Source organism: Mesorhizobium sp. P2_C7, from assembly GCF_056404515.1.
The window spans coordinates 218,233-233,441 of record NZ_JBFUDW010000002.1; the positions used below are offsets into that span (position 1 = coordinate 218,233).

Annotated in this window: 15 protein-coding genes; 8 read left to right on the plus strand and 7 right to left on the minus strand. The window is 62.2% G+C overall.

Annotation, left to right across the window (positions count from 1 at the left end):
* The first annotated feature begins 124 nt into the window (after positions 1-124).
* The 3 genes from recF (at position 125) to AC1D2G_RS06030 (ending at position 2,672) form a co-directional block, all read left to right on the plus strand.
* The gene (recF, locus tag AC1D2G_RS06020; protein ID WP_477412665.1) at positions 125-1,264 is read left to right on the plus strand and encodes a DNA replication/repair protein RecF; all 1,140 of its coding nucleotides are present in this window, start codon (positions 125-127) and stop codon (positions 1,262-1,264) included.
* 159 nt (positions 1,265-1,423) lie between these two features.
* On the plus strand, positions 1,424-2,179 hold the full coding sequence (locus AC1D2G_RS06025; RefSeq protein ID WP_477412667.1) for a molybdopterin-synthase adenylyltransferase MoeB: 756 nt from the start codon (positions 1,424-1,426) through the stop codon (positions 2,177-2,179).
* Positions 2,180-2,210: 31 nt separating this feature from the next.
* Positions 2,211-2,672 (plus strand): GNAT family N-acetyltransferase, encoded by a 462-nt coding sequence (locus tag AC1D2G_RS06030; protein ID WP_477413052.1) that lies wholly within the window; start codon positions 2,211-2,213, stop codon positions 2,670-2,672.
* A gap of 27 nt (positions 2,673-2,699) precedes the next feature.
* Here AC1D2G_RS06030 and AC1D2G_RS06035 read toward each other — a convergent pair whose 3' ends face one another.
* Positions 2,700-3,701: a 2-hydroxyacid dehydrogenase gene (locus AC1D2G_RS06035; protein ID WP_477412669.1), complete on the minus strand. Its 1,002-nt coding sequence runs from the start codon at positions 3,699-3,701 to the stop codon at positions 2,700-2,702.
* A gap of 151 nt (positions 3,702-3,852) precedes the next feature.
* Here AC1D2G_RS06035 and AC1D2G_RS06040 point away from each other — a divergent pair, with 151 nt between their 5' ends.
* The gene (locus AC1D2G_RS06040) at positions 3,853-4,413 is read left to right on the plus strand and encodes an SH3 domain-containing protein (protein WP_095084275.1); all 561 of its coding nucleotides are present in this window, start codon (positions 3,853-3,855) and stop codon (positions 4,411-4,413) included.
* 60 nt (positions 4,414-4,473) lie between these two features.
* Here the strand turns inward: AC1D2G_RS06040 and AC1D2G_RS06045 are convergent, their stop codons facing one another.
* Together AC1D2G_RS06045 and irrA are read right to left on the minus strand one after the other, a co-directional pair.
* Positions 4,474-4,833, minus strand: coding sequence for a DUF4260 domain-containing protein (locus AC1D2G_RS06045; protein WP_477412671.1), 360 nt, complete (start codon positions 4,831-4,833; stop codon positions 4,474-4,476).
* Between the two features lie 60 nt (positions 4,834-4,893).
* Entirely contained in the window at positions 4,894-5,325 is a 432-nt protein-coding gene (gene irrA / locus AC1D2G_RS06050) for an iron response transcriptional regulator IrrA (RefSeq protein WP_477412673.1), read from the minus strand.
* Between the two features lie 244 nt (positions 5,326-5,569).
* Between irrA and fabA the strand changes: the two genes are divergently transcribed.
* From fabA to AC1D2G_RS06070, 4 genes are all read left to right on the plus strand, one after another.
* A complete protein-coding gene (gene fabA / locus AC1D2G_RS06055; protein WP_095082399.1) occupies positions 5,570-6,088 on the plus strand; it encodes a 3-hydroxyacyl-[acyl-carrier-protein] dehydratase FabA in 519 nt (172 codons plus the stop codon).
* A gap of 36 nt (positions 6,089-6,124) precedes the next feature.
* Complete coding sequence (gene fabB, locus AC1D2G_RS06060) at positions 6,125-7,345, plus strand: beta-ketoacyl-ACP synthase I (protein ID WP_095082401.1); 1,221 nt, start codon at positions 6,125-6,127, stop codon at positions 7,343-7,345.
* A 32-nt stretch (positions 7,346-7,377) separates the two neighbouring features.
* A complete protein-coding gene (gene fabI, locus AC1D2G_RS06065) occupies positions 7,378-8,190 on the plus strand; it encodes an enoyl-ACP reductase FabI (RefSeq protein WP_477412675.1) in 813 nt (270 codons plus the stop codon).
* A 206-nt stretch (positions 8,191-8,396) separates the two neighbouring features.
* A complete protein-coding gene (locus AC1D2G_RS06070; protein ID WP_477412677.1) occupies positions 8,397-9,941 on the plus strand; it encodes a putative bifunctional diguanylate cyclase/phosphodiesterase in 1,545 nt (514 codons plus the stop codon).
* A gap of 71 nt (positions 9,942-10,012) precedes the next feature.
* Here the strand turns inward: AC1D2G_RS06070 and AC1D2G_RS06075 are convergent, their stop codons facing one another.
* The 4 genes from AC1D2G_RS06075 to corA form a co-directional block, all read right to left on the minus strand.
* A complete protein-coding gene (locus AC1D2G_RS06075) occupies positions 10,013-11,032 on the minus strand; it encodes a class I SAM-dependent methyltransferase (protein ID WP_477412679.1) in 1,020 nt (339 codons plus the stop codon).
* A gap of 133 nt (positions 11,033-11,165) precedes the next feature.
* Complete coding sequence (gene pnp / locus AC1D2G_RS06080) at positions 11,166-13,313, minus strand: polyribonucleotide nucleotidyltransferase (RefSeq protein WP_095082409.1); 2,148 nt, start codon at positions 13,311-13,313, stop codon at positions 11,166-11,168.
* A 277-nt stretch (positions 13,314-13,590) separates the two neighbouring features.
* On the minus strand, positions 13,591-13,902 hold the full coding sequence (gene rpsO / locus AC1D2G_RS06085; protein ID WP_269470859.1) for a 30S ribosomal protein S15: 312 nt from the start codon (positions 13,900-13,902) through the stop codon (positions 13,591-13,593).
* A gap of 140 nt (positions 13,903-14,042) precedes the next feature.
* Positions 14,043-15,137: a magnesium/cobalt transporter CorA gene (corA, locus tag AC1D2G_RS06090; RefSeq protein ID WP_095082411.1), complete on the minus strand. Its 1,095-nt coding sequence runs from the start codon at positions 15,135-15,137 to the stop codon at positions 14,043-14,045.
* Between the last annotated feature and the right edge of the window lie 72 nt (positions 15,138-15,209).

The following is a 15,209-nucleotide window of genomic DNA, read 5'->3' on the forward strand; positions in this document are numbered from 1 at the left end:
GACTTCCAGAGCAATTCCAGGAAAAATATGAAACGGTTTTCCGCCCGGAATTGCGTCAAAACAAAGAGTTAGAGCAGGTCTGCGTTTCCTTGAAACGACGAACCGCTCTATAGGCGGATAGCGGTTGCCGGCACAGACTCACATAAGTAAGCTAACACTTACTAATTTCCGCAACTATGCGGGATTGGCGATCGACCTGGCGCCGGGTGCCGTGGTCTTTTCCGGCGATAACGGTGCGGGCAAGACCAACCTTCTCGAAGCGATCTCCTTGCTGACTCCGGGACGCGGCTTGCGCCGCGCGCCTTACGCGGATGTCGCGCGCGAAGGCGGCGACGGCGGCTTTGCCCTGCACGCCCGGCTCGATGGGCCCGACGGCGAGGTCGAGATCGGTACGGGCATTTCAGGTGGCGACAGTGCCGGCGAAGGCGGCAGGCGGGTGCGTATCAACGGCGCTTCGGCGCGATCGGCCGAGGAGATGCTGGAGTGGCTGCGCGTGGTGTGGCTGACGCCGGCGATGGACGCCTTGTTCACCGGACCAGCCGCGGATCGCCGGCGCTTTCTCGATCGGCTGGTGCTGGCGATCGATCCCGGCCACGGCCAGCGCGCAATCGACTACGAAAAGGCGATGCGCGGCCGCAATCGGTTGCTTACTGAAGGCTCCCGGGACGACCGCTGGTTCGACGCGATCGAGACACAAATGGCCGAAACCGGTGTGGCGATCGCCGCCGCACGCGCCGAGATGGTGCGCCTGCTGGCCGCGATGATCGACAGGCTGCCCGACACCGGACCGTTTCCGCAGGCCGATATCGGCCTTTCGGGTGAGCTTGAGGCCGAGATTGCCATCGCGCCGGCGGTCGACGTCGAGGAGCGGTTCCGCCGGACGCTTGCCGAAGGTCGTGACCGCGACCGCGCCGCCGGGCGCACGCTCGAGGGACCGCACCGTTCGGATCTTGTGGTTCGGCACCGTCCCAAGGCGATGCCGGCCGAGCTCTGCTCGACAGGCGAACAGAAGGCGCTGCTGGTCGGCATCGTCCTGTCACACGCCCGGCTGACCGGCGAGATGTCTGGCATGACACCGATCCTGCTGCTCGACGAAATCGCCGCGCATCTGGATGGCGGGCGGCGCGCGGCGCTGTTTTCCATCCTCGAAGACCTGAACTGCCAGGCGTTCATGACCGGAACCGATGCGGCGCTGTTTTCCAGTCTCAAGGGACGTGCGCAATTCCTGACTGTCGACCACGGCACGGTTGGGCCAACGATCTAGATCTTTGTCTACGCATGTCGTTGTCCCCAAAACCGATTCATATTTTTTGGGCGACATGCATCGGCCTTATGCATGTCGTTGGTCCCAAAACCGCTTTACACCTTTGGGCGACATGCATTGGCTCCTGACAAGGTTTTTCAGCCGCTATATGGTCCGGCAATGACCGCTGCCGCCCTGACCGACGAAGAGATCGAACGCTATGCCCGCCACATCGTGCTGCCCGAGGTCGGCGGCGCCGGCCAGCAGAGGCTGAAGCAGGCGCGGGTGCTGGTGATCGGCGCCGGCGGGCTGGGTGCGCCGGTGCTCGAATATCTTGCCGCCGCCGGGGTCGGCACGCTCGGCGTGATCGACGATGACACCGTGTCGCTTTCCAACCTGCAGCGCCAGGTCATTCACGGCACTGACACCGTCGGCATGCTGAAAACCGATAGCGCCAAGGCGGCAATCGCGCGCATCAATCCCAACACCGCTGTCGAGACCCATACGTTCCGGCTGACCGCGGACAACGCCGCTGCCCTCGTCGCCCGTTATGACATCGTCGTCGACGGTTCCGACAATTTTGAAACCCGCTATACGGTGGCCGACGCCTGCGCGAGCGAGAGGAAACCGCTGGTGCACGCCGCCGTTGGACGCTTCGATGGTTCGGTGACCGTGCTGAAGCCGTTCGAAGACGGCAAGGACGGGATGCCAAATCCGGGCTATCGCGATCTGTTTCCGGAAGCGCCGCCGCCTGGCCTGGTGCCGTCCTGTGCCGAGGCCGGGGTGCTTGGTGCGCTGACCGGTGTCGTCGGCACGCTGCAGGCGATGGAGGCGATCAAGCTGATCACCGGCATCGGCGAGCCGCTGGTCGGCCGGCTGCTGCTCTATGATGGCCTGGCCGCGCGGTTCGATACGATCCGCTACAAGAGAAGCTGACATCGTGGATCGGACCGAAGTTGTCACCGTCATGAGGATCCCGGCCGATTTCGACCATTGGGACGATATGCTCGAACTGATCATGCACGCATTCGCCACCATGGACGGTGTCATCGACCCGCCCTCCTCGGCGCACCTGCTGACCGCCGACACCTTGCGCGACAAGGCGCGGCAGGAGCTCGGCTTCGTGGCGTTCGAGGGGGACAGGATCGTCGGCTGCGTTTTTGCCCATGAAAGGACAGCGGAGTTTTACGTCGGCAAGCTTGCCGTGGCGCCGGATTGTCAGGGACAAGGCATTGGCCGGCGGCTGATGCTGGCGGTCGAGGATCTTGCCCGCAGCCGCGGCAAGGCTGCGGTCGAACTTCAGACGCGGATCGAGCTGACCGGAAACCATGCCGCCTTTGCCCGCCTCGGGTTTCACGAGACCGAACGGACGGCGCATGAGGGCTACATCAGGCCGACCTCGATCACCATGCGCAAGGTCCTTGCGTAAGCCTGGACTTTCGTTCGGAGGCTGGCGTCAGGTTCTGAGCGGCAGCACGCGATCCGGTGGCCGGTGGCCGTCGACGAATGCGCGGATGTTGATGATGACCCTTTCGCCCATGTCGATGCGGCCTTCGAGCGTTGCCGAGCCCATATGCGGCAGAAGCACGACCTTGCCCTTTGCGGCGAGCTTCAGCAGCTTGCCGTTCAGTGCCGGCTCGTGCTCGTAGACGTCGAGGCCGGCTCCAGCGAGCTTGGCGTCCTGGATCATCTTCACCAGCGCCTCTTCGTCGATGATGTCGCCACGTGCGGTGTTGACGACATAGGCCGTGGGCTGCAGCAGCGCCAGCCGCCGCGCCGAAAGCAGATGGAAGGTCGCCGGCGTCGATGGGCAATTGACCGAAATGATGTCCATGCGGGCCAGCATCTGGTCGAGGCTTTCCCAATAGGTCGCCTCCAACTCGTCTTCCACGGCCGGCAGCACGCGATGGCGGTTGTGGTAGTGGATCGACAGGCCGAAGGCCTTGGCGCGCCTCGCGACTGCGGTGCCGATGCGCCCCATGCCGACAATGCCGAGCCGTTTGCCCCAGATGCGGCGCCCAAGCATCCAGGTCGGCGACCAGCCGGCCCATTTCTTGTCGCCGGTGAGCACATTGGCGCCTTCCGCCAACCGCCTCGGCACAGCCAGCATCAGCGCCAGGGTCATGTCGGCAGTGTCCTCGGTCAGCACATTGGGCGTGTTGGTGACGGTGATGCCCTTCTTGGCCGCCGCCGTGACATCGATCTTGTCGACGCCATTGCCGAAATTGGCGATCAGCTTGAGATTGTCGCCGGCCTGGGCGATCAGCGCCGCGTCGATCTGATCGGTCACCGTCGGCACCAGCACGTCGGCTTCCTTGACCGCCGCGACCAGTTCCGGCTGCGTCATCGGCCTGTCCTCGACATTCAGCCGGGCGTCGAACAGTTCGCGCATGCGGGTCTCGACCGGATCGGGCAGCTTTCGCGTGATGACCACGAGAGGCTTCTTTTTGCCTACCATTGTTTCCTCGTACCCCGATCTCGTTGAGACCTCTTTAACCAAGACCGGCGAAACTGAAAGCCGGTCGCGGTGCCGATTACCCCATGTAACAAGCGGTGCCGCCGAAGACAAAGAAAAAGGGGCGCCAAGGCAAGCGCCGAAAGGAATGAAAGTGTCTGGTTTCGCGTCGCTTCGCCTGACCCTCAGTGCAGCATTTCTCGGCGCTCTGCTTCATTCTCCGCTTGCCGCGGCGCAGAGTGCGGCAGCACCTGCCCAGAGCGTCGTCACGCTCGGCCCGAGCGGTCTGCCGCTGCCCCGATTCGTCAGCCTGAAATCCGGCCGCGTCAACTCGCGCGTCGGCCCCGGCGCCAACTACTCGGTCGACTGGATGTATATGAAGGCCGGCCTGCCGATGGAGATCATCCAGGAATTCGATACATGGCGCCGCGTGCGCGACGCCGACGGTTCGGAGGGCTGGATCAACCAGTCGCTGCTTTCCGGCCGGCGCACCGCGATCGTCGCCCCGTGGCAGCGCGGCAAGGGCGCCCAGGTGAACCTTCTCAACAGCCCTGAACAGGACGCAAGGGTGGTCGCGATGGTCGAGCCTGGCGTCATGGGCACGATCAAGTCCTGCGACGGCCAGTGGTGCGAAATGACGTTCGAGGGCCACACCGGCTGGCTCGCTCAGTCGCTTGTCTGGGGCGCCTATCCCGGTGAACGGGTCAAGGACTGATCTTTTGACCGTTTGACCACGATCGTTCCGGACCAAAGAGTTTCCAAACAGCTGCTTAGACTAGCGGCCGATACGGCCAAGGTGCGTGTCCTGAAAGCCGGTTGACAGCTTCAGGCCGTAGCCCAGCGCACGATCGACGCCGATGTGGGCGATCCAGATCAATGCAACCGCCGTCGCGGTCGCTTTGCCGGACAGGTGACCGGCCAGCAGCAGCAGCACGGGCACGATCAGGATATGCAAGGCGTTGTAGGCCAGGGCACCGACGCGCGGCCCCGCCAGATAACCGAACATAGACAGGTCAGGCGCCAGGATAAGCAATCCGAAGAGCCACCAGCTTATACCAGTTGAAGCGTAGAAGACGACGGCAGCCACCGCAACGATGGCCCATTCGAACCGGATTGTCAGGTCGAGGGGTTTCATTCCTGGCCGATCATTCTTGGCCGATCATTCCGGCCTTGCCGTTTATTCAGGCGGCGCCGTTCATTCGCAGCGCTTGTGGCGCAGCCTCACCACGATGTCGACATTGGCGATCTCCATCCCCTCCGGCGGCTCCGGCAGGTTGGCAACCGTCACCGGACCGCTGTCGATGTCGAATATGCGGTTTTCACCTTCGATGTAGAAATGGTGGTGGTCGGAGGTGTTGGTGTCGAAATAGGTCTTCGCGCCCTCGACGGCGAGGATGCGCAACAGGCCCGCCTGGGTGAACTGGTGAAGGGCATTGTAGACGGTGGCCAGCGACACCGGCACGCCGGCGGCGACCGCCTCCTCGTGCAGTTCCTCGGCCGACAGATGGCGGTCGCCCTTGGCGAAGAGCAGGTCGGCCAGCGCAATGCGCTGGCGCGTCGGCCTCAGGCCGGCTTCACGGACCCGCTTGTCCACAGCGACATTTTCCTTCCGACCGTCCAGGCCCATCTTCTCGTCGAACCCCACAGTTCCGCCCTAAGACACGCCCAGAATGGCAAAAAAATGAATGTCTGCCGAAACCGGACCCCTGCTGACATATATTCTGTCGTCCGAATGCGATCAATAGCGCGCATTGACCCGAGCAGACGAGCAGGTTAAGCGCAAACGCCGGTTTCCGGCCTGAAACAGATTGTGTTAGGAAACCAACGACAAGGGGCGCCCGATAGCCCGGAACGATGTGGGGACGAAATTGATGGCGGGTTCGAAATCCAGCTACGACTACGACGAATTGCTGGCCTGCGCCCGCGGCGAACTGTTCGGACCGGGCAATGCCCAGCTTCCCTATCCGCCCATGCTGATGTTCGACCGCATCACCGAGATCAGCCAGACGGGCGGCGCCTTCGACAAGGGCTTCATCCGCGCGGAATTCGACATCAAGCCGGACCTGTGGTTCTTTGCCTGCCATTTCATCGGCAATCCGATCATGCCCGGATGCCTCGGCCTCGACGCCATGTGGCAATTGACGGGCTTCTATCTCGGCTGGCTCGGCGAACCCGGCAAGGGAATGGCGCTGTCGACAGGTGAGGTAAAATTCAAGGGCATGGTGACGCCCTCGGTGAAAAAGGTCGAGTATGGGATCGACTTCAAGCGCGTGATGCGCGGCCGGCTGGTGCTCGGCATTGCCGATGGCTGGCTGAAGGCGGATGGCGAACCCATATACGCGGCAACGGATTTGAAGGTCGGTCTGTCCAAGCAGTCGGCGGTCGGCTGACCGGCATCACCGGCTGACCCCTGGAAGGAGTTGCGAATGAGACGTGTCGTAGTCACAGGCCTCGGCATCGTGTCGTCGATCGGCAACAATGCCAACGAGGTTCAGACCTCGCTGCATGACGCCAGATCCGGCATCAGCTTCTCCGATTCCTTTGCCGAGCATGGTTTTCGCTGCCATGTCTGGGGAGCGCCAACGCTCGATCCATCCGCCATGATCGATCGTCGTGCAATGCGCTTCCTGTCGAAAGGTGCCGCCTGGAACCACGTCGCCATGGATCAGGCGATCGCGGATGCCGGCCTCAGCGAGAGCGACATCACCAATGAGCGCACCGGCATCGTCATGGGATCGGGCGGACCATCCACCAGCACCATCGTCGAGGCGGCAGAGATCACGCTGAAGAACGGCAGCCCCAAGCGCATCGGTCCGTTCGCGGTGCCGAAAGCGATGTCGTCGACCGCATCGGCAACGCTTGCCACCTGGTTCAAGATCCACGGCGTCAACTACTCGATCTCGTCGGCCTGCTCGACCTCGGCGCATTGCATCGGCAATGGCTACGAACTGATCCAGTGGGGCAAGCAGGACATGGTCTTTGCCGGCGGCCACGAGGACCTCGACTGGACGATGTCCGACCTGTTCGACGCCATGGGCGCCATGTCGTCGAAATTCAACGACCGTGCATCCGCCGCCTCGCGCGCCTATGACGCCAATCGCGACGGCTTCGTCATCGCCGGCGGCGCCGGCGTGCTGGTGCTGGAAGAGCTGGAACATGCCAAGGCGCGCGGCGCCAAGATCTATGCCGAGATCGTCGGCTACGGCGCGACCTCGGACGGCTTCGACATGGTGGCGCCATCCGGCGAAGGCGCGGTCCGCTGCATGCGCCAGGCGATGGCGACGGTTTCCGCACCGGTCGACTACATCAACACCCATGGCACGTCGACGCCGGTGGGAGATTCCAAGGAAATGGCCGCGATCCGCGAGGTTTTCGGCCAAGAGATGCCGTACATCACGTCGACGAAATCGCTGACCGGCCACTCGCTGGGCGCCGCCGGCGTGCAGGAGTCCATCTACTCGATCCTGATGATGCAGGGCGGTTTTATCGGCGAAAGCGCCCATATCGAGACCCTCGACCCAGAATTCGAGGGCATGCCAATCGTGCGAAAGCGCATCGACAACGCCAAGATCGACACTGTTTTGTCAAATTCGTTCGGCTTCGGTGGCACCAACGCAACGCTCATTTTCCAGCGCTATTCCGCATAAGGCCAGCGTTGTTTTCATAAGGACTGGCGGCCATGGACGGATTGATGAAGGGCAAGCGCGGGCTCGTCATGGGTGTCGCCAACGATCATTCGATCGCCTGGGGCATCGCCCGGAAATTGTCCGAACATGGAGCGGACCTTGCCTTCACCTATCAGGGTGACGCCTTCGGGCGCCGGGTCAAGCCACTCGCCGACAAGCTCGGCGCCTCGCTGGTCGTGCCGTGCGACGTCGAGGACAGCGCTTCGGTCGCCGCCACCTTCGAGACCCTGGGCAATGCCTGGGGCGGGCTTGATTTCGTCGTCCACGCCATCGGCTTTTCCGACAAGAACGAACTGAAGGGCCTCTACGCTGACACCAGCAGAGACAATTTCGTCCGCACGATGGTGATCTCCTGCTTTTCCTTCACCGAGATCGCCCGCCATGCGGCCGCCTTGATGAAGGACGGCGGATCGATGATCACGCTGACCTATGCGGGTTCGGTCCGTGTCATGCCGAACTACAATGTCATGGGCGTCGCCAAGGCCGGGCTTGAGGCCAGTGTGCGTTACCTTGCCAACGACTACGGTCCGCGCGGCATCCGGGTGAACGGAATATCGGCTGGACCTGTGCGCACGCTCGCCGGCGCCGGGATTTCCGATGCGCGCCACATGTTCTCCTACCAGCAGCGCAACTCGCCGCTGCGCCGCACAGTGACCATCGACGAGGTCGGCGGTTCCGCGCTTTATCTGTTGTCCGATCTGTCTTCGGGCGTTACCGGCGAAATCCACTATGTCGATTCCGGCTATCACATCGTTTCCATGCCGACGCTCGATGAATTGAAGCAGACCGATAACGGGCGAGACTAATGCATGGCGCCCAAAAGTGCGCAGCGGTTTTGGGACGGCGATGCGCATAAAACAAAAGCTTAAAATGCGCCGACGAAATCCGTTTCGAAGCGACGCGCTTTAGTCCGCACATGAAATACTTCCGGTCCAATAAAATTGGACGCATTCGCGGAAACTCATTTTAAGGACATATCCGCTAGAAAGCCCTGTACTCTGGGGACCTTTCAATGTCGGCCGTCAGCAACCCGAAGCGAACACCCGTGTTCCGGCTGCTCACCATAGCAAGCTCGGGTATCGGCAGTTTCGTCCTCGGACTCTGGGGCCTGAAGCACGGTCTCAGCGATAGTTTTGCCGGCATATCGGCGGACATGATGGTCGCGATGATGGCCGCCCTGTGCGCACTGGCGGCGTCGGTGGCCGCGATGTCCTTCTTCGCCGGCGTCGATGAATCGGCGGATTTCGTCTTCGAGGAAACCCAATTCGACAAGCTGACCGGCCTGCTGGCACGTCCGGCGATGGTCGGCAAGATCGCCGAGGCGGCATGCGCGACGAGCCGGACCGGCGAGCCGGTGTTCCTCATCGACATCGACATCGATCGGTTCAAGCAGATCAACGACGCCATCGGCTACAGCCAGGGCGACGAGTTGATCCGTGAGTTCACCAAGCGATTGAAGACTTGCCTGCCGCAACGCGCGGTGATCGGACGTATCGGCGCCGGTGAATTCGCAATCCTCCTCCCCGACAATCAGGTGTCAGGGTCACTGGAAAGTGCCATCGAGAGGCTCATCGACGAGATGATGGAGCCCTATGAGCTCAGCACGCACATGCAATCGGTCAGCCTGTCGGTGGGCATCGTGGCGATGCCAAAGGACGGTGTCGATCCCGTCCTCATCCTGCGCCGCTCCAATCTGGCACTGCAGAATGCGCGCGCCAGCGGCCTCGGCAACTGGTCGGTCTTCCACGCAGAAATGGGCAGGGTCGCCGACCATCGCCAGTGGGTCGAATCCGAGCTGAACGTTGCCTTCGAGCGGGGCGACTTCGACCTTCACTACCAGCCGCAGCTCGATCTCCCGACCGGCCGCATCGTCGGCTATGAAGCGCTGATCCGCTGGCGGCATCCCGAACGCGGCATGATCCCGCCGATGGAGTTCATTCCGATCGCCGAGGAAACCGGCATGATCGGTCCGATCGGAGAATGGGTGCTGCGCAAGGCCTGCAGCGACGCGCGCCATCTGCCCGAAGACTGCTTCGTCGCCGTCAATATCTCGCCCGTGCAGTTCATGACCAAGGACTTCGTCGGTATCGTGCGCGACACCATGACCAGCACCGGCATCAAGCCGTCGCGGCTGGAACTGGAAGTGACCGAGACGGCGATGATGCAGGACCGCGACCGCGCCGCCACCATCCTGAAGGAGTTGGCAGACATGGGCATCTCGGTTGCCGTCGACGATTTCGGCACCGGCTATTCCAATCTGAGCTACCTGATCGACTTCTCGTTCGGCAAGCTGAAGATCGATCGCTCGTTCGTCAGCCGCCTCGACACCGACTCTAGCTCCGGCGCAGTCGTTTCGACCATCGTCGGGCTTTCGCGCGCACTTGGCGTCAGCATCATCGCCGAAGGTGTCGAAACCGAAAGCCAGGCGACGCTGCTTAGGGCAGCCGGCTGCGAAGTGGTGCAAGGCTACCTGTTCGGCAGGCCGGCGCCACTCAGGTTCAGGGTCGGTGACGCTCACGTTACCGACGAGACGCGGCGCGTCGCCAATCTGCATTGAACGCGGCGCCGCATCTGCTCTCTCGAGCATGATCTTTTTCGAAACCGGTTCCCATTTTTCGGGATCAAGCTTTAACGACGCGCGACAAGCACCTTGAACATGCCGTCGCGGGCGAGCTCTGCATGGCTTGAAAAAGCAGCCGACAGCACCGGCTCATAGGGAAGCTGGCGGTTGGCAACCATGAACAGCCGCCCGCCGGGCTTCAGGGCCTTGGCCGCCGCGCGGATCATGCCGGCGCCGATCTCAGGCTCGGCCGCGCGGCTGCGGTGAAAGGGCGGGTTCATGGCGATCGCGTCGTAGCGCTTCTCGACCGGCTCCTTCAGCAGATCAGTCCAGAAGAATTCCCTGGTGATCGACTGACCAACCGCTGCCAGATTGAGCTTTGCGGCTTCGAGCGAGGCGAAGTCCGCCTCATAGAGGTCGAGCGCCGAGATGCCCGGCGCCCGGGCGGCTATCTCGGCAGCCACATACCCCCAGCCGGCGCAGAAATCGGCAACGCTGCCACGCAGATCATTGGGCAAGTTCTCGACCAGCAATCTCGAGCCGGTATCGATCCGGTCGAACGAAAACATGCCGGGCGCGGTGCGGAACCGGCCTTCAACAAGCAGAGCGGGATTGGCGGCGCGCAGGTTTTGCGTAGCGGCCGGATCGGCAGGACGGCGAAACCAGAAGGCAATGCCGTGATACTTCGGCAGATGCCCCTCGAGCGGCACCAGTTCGCCGACGCGCTTGCGCAGGCTGGCGATACCGTCGTCCTTGCCGCCGGCAATGACGATCAAGCCGCCAGGCGCCACCCGCTCGAGCGCCTCAGCGAGGCGCAATTCGTTCAGCCCGCGATGCCGGCCGGCAAGCACAAGTGCCATGTCGAAGCCACCACCTTCGGCCTGAGCGGTGACGATGAGCCCAGACGCCTGCAACGCGCGAAAATGCGGCCGGAAGCCCTGTACGAGGTGAAGTGAGGCCTCGAAGCCTTCGGGGGAGCGAAAGCCCGGTTCAGCGCCGAGAAACAAGGCGCGATCGCCCTTTCCCGGCAAAGGAACAGCCTCGGCCTCGAAGGGATGAAAAAGCGTCTTCAGCGGCTCGGCGGACATTGTTCGATCTCGAAACGAGGCCTGTCTTGACAATCTGAGGATGAAAAGATGGGCTGAGAATGAAAAGACGGGCTGAAAATGAAAACGGGCGCGACATAAGCCGCGCCCGCTTCGATTTACGATTTCAGGCCGATCAGGCGGCGTTTTCTTCGCCTTCGGTCTTCTTGTCGCGGGCGAGTTCCTTGCCGGTGGCCTGGTCGACGACCTTCATCGACAGGCGGACCTTGCCGCGCTCGTCGAAGCCCATCAGCTTGACCCAGACCTTGTCGCCTTCCTTGACGACGTCCGAGGTCTTGGCGACCCGGTCGTTGGCAAGCTGCGAGATGTGGACGAGACCGTCACGCGGGCCGAAGAAGTTGACGAAAGCGCCGAAGTCGGCGGTCTTGACGACTGTACCTTCGTAGATCTCGCCGACTTCCGGCTCGGCGACGATGGTGTGGATCCACTTCTTCGCCGCCTCGATCTCCTTGGCGTTCGACGAAGCAATCTTGACCGTGCCGTCGTCCTCGATGTTGATCTTGGCGCCGGTCTTTTCGACGATCTCGCGGATGACCTTGCCGCCCGAGCCGATAACGTCGCGGATCTTGTCGGTCGGGATGTGCATGACTTCGATGCGCGGCGCGAACTCACCGAGTTCCGAACGCGCGCCGGAGAGCGCGTGGCCCATTTCGCCGAGGATATGCAGGCGGCCGTCCTTGGCCTGGCCAAGCGCGATCTGCATGATCTCCTCGGTGATGCCGTCGATCTTGATGTCCATCTGCAGCGAGGTGATGCCGTTGGCGGTGCCGGCGACCTTGAAGTCCATGTCGCCGAGGTGATCCTCGTCGCCAAGAATGTCGGAGAGAACGGCGAAACGCTCGCCTTCCTTGATCAGGCCCATCGCGATACCGGCAACTGGCTTGGCCAGCGGCACGCCGGCATCCATCAGCGCCAGCGAGGTGCCGCAGACGGTCGCCATCGACGACGAGCCGTTGGACTCGGTGATCTCCGAAACGACGCGCAGCGTGTAGGGGAACTGGTCAGCGCTCGGCAGCATCGGGCGGATGGCGCGCCAGGCGAGCTTGCCATGGCCGATCTCGCGGCGGCCCGGCGAACCCATGCGGCCGGTTTCACCGACGGAGTAGGGAGGGAAGTTGTAGTGAAGGAGGAACTTCTCCTTGTACATGCCGGTCAGCGAGTCGACATACTGCTCGTCCTCGCCGGTGCCGAGCGTGGCAACGACCAGCGCCTGGGTCTCGCCGCGGGTGAACAGCGCCGAACCGTGGGTGCGCGGCAGGACGCCGACTTCGGAGACAATCTTGCGGACCGTCTTGAGGTCGCGGCCATCGATGCGCGAGCCGGTGTCGAGGATGTTCCAGCGCACGACCTTGGCCTGGAGTTCCTTGAACACGGCGCCGATCTGCTCGGACGTGTACTTGGCGTCTTCGCCTTCAGCCGGAGCAAACGCGGCCTTGACCTTCGCCTTGACGGCGTCGACGGCGGCGTAGCGCTTCTGCTTGTCGATGTTCTTGTAGGCATCGCGAAGCTCGCCTTCGACGATCTTCAGCATTTCGGCTTCGAGCGCGGAATAGTCCGGCGCGGTGAAGTCGCGCGGCTCCTTGGCGGCAACTTCGGCCAGCTTGATGATGGCGTCGATGACCGGCTGGAAGCCCTTGTGGCCGAACATGACGGCGCCGAGCATCAGCTCTTCGCCAAGTTCCTTGGCTTCGGACTCGACCATCAGAACGGCGTCGGTGGTGCCGGCGACGACGAGGTCGAGCTTGGATTCCTGCATCTCGTCGACATGCGGGTTGAGCACGTATTCGCCGTTGATGTAGCCGACGCGAGCGCCGCCGATCGGACCCATGAAGGGAACGCCCGAAAGGGTCAGGGCCGCCGAGGTGGCGACGATCGACAGAATGTCGGGATCGTTCTCGAGATCATGCTGGACGACGGTGACGACGATCTGGGTGTCGTTCTTGTAGCCAGCGGCGAAAAGCGGGCGAATCGGGCGGTCGATGAGGCGGGAAACCAGCGTTTCCTTTTCGCTCGGACGGCCTTCGCGCTTGAAATAGCCGCCTGGGATCTTGCCGGCGGCGTAGGTCTTTTCCTGGTAGTTGACGGTCAGCGGGAAGAAATCGAGACCTGGCTTCGGCTCCTTCATCGAAACGACGGTGGCGAGAACCTTGGTCTCGCCGTATGTCGCGAGCACCGCGCCGTCGGCCTGGCGCGCGATCTTGCCGGTTTCGAGGATGAGCGGACGACCGCCCCATTCGATTTCCACTTTGTGGTGATTGAACATATCTTGTCCTTAATAAGCGGAAAGGGCCGCGCCGTTTCACGGTGCGCGGATGCCCTTTCCCTGGCTTCCTTTCTCGGGCAGCCACGGGCAAGACAACGGGAAGCTCGGGTGATTTCAGCGCGGCGAGCGCGCGAGCGTCCTGCAATCCTGCCCCATGACCGTCCATGGGCGGTTTCGAGTGGCCCTCTGCACGCTCGAAACCGGGTCTGGCCAGTCGATACGACTGGCAGAATGCGCGACCGGCGGGCCCTCCGAAGAAAGCCCGCCGGTCAATTCGTCAACGGCGCAGACCGAGCTTCTCGATCAGCGTCTGGTAGCGCGCGTCGTCCTTGCGCTTGAGATAATCAAGCAGGCTGCGGCGCTGGGAGACGAGAGCGAGCAGACCACGGCGGGAATGGTTATCCTTCTTGTGGTCCTTGAAATGGTCGGTCAGGTTCTTGATGCGCTCGGAAAGGATGGCCACCTGGACTTCCGGAGACCCGGTATCGCCCTTGGCGGTTGCGAATTCACCCATCAATTCCTGTTTGCGCTCGGCAGTAATCGACATCGTGTTTTTCCTTATCTGTTTGAGGAAACGGGTCGCCCTCAGCCGGGATGTCGTCCAGCAGGGGCCGGTGCAAGCAAAGCGTCATAGCGCTATGCTGCGGCGCGTATAGTGCAATTCCCGAGAAAACACCAGCCCAATTCACAAGCCGGCTTTTCAGCCCAAAATGACAGGTTTTATCCTTGTTATAGCCATTTCTTCCATTTGAAGAAGGCGATCAGCCCAAACGCGACAAGCGCCATGAACAGCAACGATGCCGGATAGCCATAATAGGCTTTCAGCTCCGGCATGTTCCAGGGCGAAGACTCCGGATCGAAATTCATGCCCCAGATGCCGACCAGGAAGGTGAGCGGCATGAAGATGACCGAGACGATGGTGAGGTAGCTGATGACGTCGTTGGTGCGCGCCTGGCTCAGCGACAGATGCATCTCGATCAGGCCGGTCAGCATGTCGCGCTGGGTTTCGACCAGTTCGATCAGCCTGAGCGAATGGTCGAGCGTGTCGTTGAGAAAGATCTTGGTCTCAGCCTTCACATAGGGCACGTCGTTGCGGATCAGCGTTGCCAGCGCATCGCGCATCGGCCACAGCACCCCCTTCAGCACATTGGCATCGCGCCGCAATTCATGCAGCTGCCGCATCTGATGCTTGTGCGTCGTGTGCAGCATTTCGTCCTCGATGCCGTCGACCATGTCGCCTGCGGCCTCGATCGGCGGGAAATAGCTGTCGACGACAGCGTCGATCAGCGCGTAGGCGAGGTAGTCGGCGCCGCGCGCGCGCAACCGGTTGGGCGCCGAGCTCTCGATGCGCTTGCGCACCGGATTGAACGGATCGCCTTCACGCTCCTGGAAGGTGACGACGAAGTTGTTGCCGAAGAAGACGGCGATCTGCTCGTAGCGGTGCGACGTGACATCATCAATCATCCTGACGACGACGAAGGCATGATCCTCGAAGAAGTCGACCTTCGGCCGCTGGCCGGTGTTGACGACGTCCTCCAACGCCAGCGGATGCAGGCTGAAAATGCGGCCGATCTCCTCAATCAGCGGAATGTTGGCGAGGCCGGTGCAGTCGAGCCAGATGACCGGCCATTTGTCGCAATGGGTGTTCAGGTCGTCGATGCTGGCATTTTCGATGGTCTTGAATTTCTGCGGCGAGATGAGGGTCAGCCGCAGTTCCGAGCGCCGCGCCGCCGGATCGGCGATCAGCGTGCCAGGCGACGCCCCGACCGGCGGCCGCCGCGTCTTCACCGGCGCCCGCTTTTTCACCGCCTCGGCCTTTTCCATATGCCCCTCGAGCGTAAAGTCGACCTGAAGTTAGAACCTCGTTTTGTCGCAATTCCGGACGGAAAACCGCTC